This window comes from Frankia sp. Hr75.2, assembly GCF_949319125.1.
In the GTDB taxonomy this organism is placed as follows: domain Bacteria; phylum Actinomycetota; class Actinomycetes; order Frankiales; family Frankiaceae; genus Parafrankia; species Parafrankia soli.
Window position 1 is genome coordinate 1 of sequence record NZ_CASGGV010000119.1, and the last position, 2,484, is coordinate 2,484.

Here is a 2,484-nt window from a genome sequence, read left to right on the forward strand (position 1 = left end):
GGAGCGCCGGTTCGACGCGGGCACCCGCGGCACGTACTCGACCGGCGCGTCGAACCTCCGTCAGGTCCCGATCGGCGTGGTCGTCCCACGCGCTGTCGAGGCGGCGGCCGACGCGGTGGCCGTGTGCCGCGAGCGGGAGGATCCGCCCCGACGAGATCCGCCACTGGCAGCTGACCGTCGCCGACGTCCAGGCCGCCCTGCACCGACAGGGCGGCCGGCCTACGCACGATCGGGCTGCTCATCTTCGAGCCCAGGGGCGGCTCAGCGTGATCGACACGGAGGGCCGAGCGGGCCTGACCAGGATGGTGTCGCGACGTGCACGGCACGTCGAGATCATCCACGGTGCGTCACCGTCCTCCGGGACCGGACAGCGCGTCAGCCAACAGACCGAACGCCAGGGGAGCCGTCGCCGTGGCCGCCGTTCTCAACAGGATATGGACGGCCTCCGCCCAGCCTCACAGCGGCGGCGACGTGATGTCGAGTCGCGCCGCGTCCAGGGGTGGGTTCGCCGCGCCGAGTCCGGCCGCCCCACAGCCGCGGCCGACAGGGCCTTATGCCGGTCGTCGTCTGCGGCTATCCGCTACCAGGACTGGAAACTCGACAACTCCGCCGGGCAGGTCATCGACGCCGTCCGCCTGATCCGCGACGCCATCCGCGCACCCGTCGAGAAGCTCCTCGGCGAACTCCTGATCGCCGACGACTGATCACTCGTCCGACACCGCGCCGGCGACTCCCTGATGCTCGCAGTCGTTCGAGGCCCGCGGCCGGCTCGCCAGTGCGGCCGGGTCGAAGGTCAGCTTTCCGAACGCACGACCGCCCGCCCGGTCACCGACCGCGGGACGATCCGGATCCAGTACGGCCGCTCGACGACGTCCGCCCAGGGCTCCAGGCCCAGGCGCTCCAGTGCCGCGGTCTGGGCACCCTCGACGACGGCCCCGGCCGCACCGGTGACCAGGACGCTCCACCCCGCTCTGGTCTCCGGGTCGAACCAGTCGGCATGGAAGGAGACCGAGTCATGGTTCACCGCCGCCGACAGCTTGGAGCCGACGGCCGACCGGAAGACCACACTGTCGCCGTCCATCGCGTGGTTGACGGTCAGCAGGACGACCTCGCCGTCCGACACGAAGGCCACCCGGCCCACCGGCACCGTCCCCAGCAGCCGGATGCACACGTCGAACGGCAGCACGGCGAGGCCGGCGTGATCAAGTGCGAACTCCTCGGAGTCGATCAGGTCCTGCAGCGACAACGGGTCCACAGCTACTCCTCGACCTGACAGGCGGAAACCGATCCGCCGGCCACGCCGCCGGCGGCCACCCGCGTGCCCCGTCCTGTTCTTCGACGTCACACGCTGGCGCACAGACCGTACCGTCGCGGTGTCGGCCGCGGCCATACGGTCCTCCCCCGACAGCGTTGGTGTTGGTCTCATACGGGTCGCACACAGGGCGTCCTCGCGCGGCTGATCATGGCTCAGCGGCCCAGGCATGTCGCGGGGCCTGTTGCACGTCGCTACAGCTGACGCGACCGCAGGCGCGGCCCGTCGCGGTCAGTGCCTCTCACGGAGCGTGGCACGCGGTCACGACACCGCGCCCGGTGGGCCTCAGCGCGCATGCAGCCCTGAAGGTGGAAGAGGGTCAGACCGCACGCCACTGGTCATAGCGTCCGTTGCCGCGAGTTGGAAGGAGTCGGCAGAACCGTCCGGCGAACGGAACGTCCTCCGGACGAGACCAAGGAGCGCCCGGGGCAGGCACGGCGTCCATTCGCAGCCATGGCCAGCGCAGGGCGTGTCCCGAGTGCGGCCCCCGTCGACTCGGGTACGAACGGAGTCCGACGCGGCGAGACACGCCCCGATCTCGCGTCACCCCTTCGAGGATCTTGGTGATGTCCTCGACGGCGTCGCAGAGGCCGGACGCGATATTCATGACGAGGTCGTAGGCCTCATCGTTGGTCAACGTCAGCCGGCGGCCGTTGAGGCCGTAGAAAGCAATCAGCCCAGCGAGAGCGAGCCTCTTGTTCCCGTCGATGAGGGCATGGTCGCGAGCCAGCGAATGCAGGAGCGCAGCAGCCTTACCGTCGAGCGTGGGATAGGCGTCACGCCCGAACACCGTCGCCCGTGGGCGAGCAAGAGCGGATTCGAGCAGCCCGTGATCCCTGACCACGGGCTCGGAGCCGATGGCCCGCTCAGCGATGTACAGCGGTTCACGAAGCGTCAGGTAGATCATTCGCCGAGCCGTCGGAGCACCTCGACGTACCCTAGGCGCCTGATCCCGGGGTTTCAGAGGTTCCACGGATTAGCCTGCTAACAAGCGTCTCCCCTGTTCACCGGCCAGATTCGCCGCTAACGGGGGCGCTAACAGTTAGCGGGAGAGCCGCTAACTGTTAGCGCGGTTACGCAGGCCCGAGGCCGTACCTGCTGTCACGCTCAGCAACCACATTGGCCGCGTTAGTGGCATTCCGTCTGTCGTTCAACGGCGACGGCTCTGCCTG

3 protein-coding genes are annotated in these 2,484 nt (G+C 69.2%); 1 reads left to right on the forward strand and 2 read right to left on the reverse strand.

Going from position 1 to position 2,484, the window contains the following annotated elements; all coding sequences use genetic code 11:
• Positions 1-434 precede the first annotated feature (434 nt).
• A complete protein-coding gene (locus tag AC559T_RS11295; RefSeq protein ID WP_498868663.1) occupies positions 435-704 on the forward strand; it encodes a hypothetical protein in 270 nt (89 codons plus the stop codon).
• 89 nt (positions 705-793) lie between these two features.
• On the opposite strand, the gene AC559T_RS11300 is transcribed toward AC559T_RS11295, so the two are convergent.
• Together AC559T_RS11300 and AC559T_RS11305 are read right to left on the reverse strand one after the other, a co-directional pair.
• Complete coding sequence (locus AC559T_RS11300; protein WP_071066566.1) at positions 794-1,255, reverse strand: pyridoxamine 5'-phosphate oxidase family protein; 462 nt, start codon at positions 1,253-1,255, stop codon at positions 794-796.
• 376 nt (positions 1,256-1,631) lie between these two features.
• Complete coding sequence (locus AC559T_RS11305) at positions 1,632-2,219, reverse strand: type II toxin-antitoxin system death-on-curing family toxin (protein WP_498868664.1); 588 nt, start codon at positions 2,217-2,219, stop codon at positions 1,632-1,634.
• Positions 2,220-2,484: the final 265 nt, after the last annotated feature.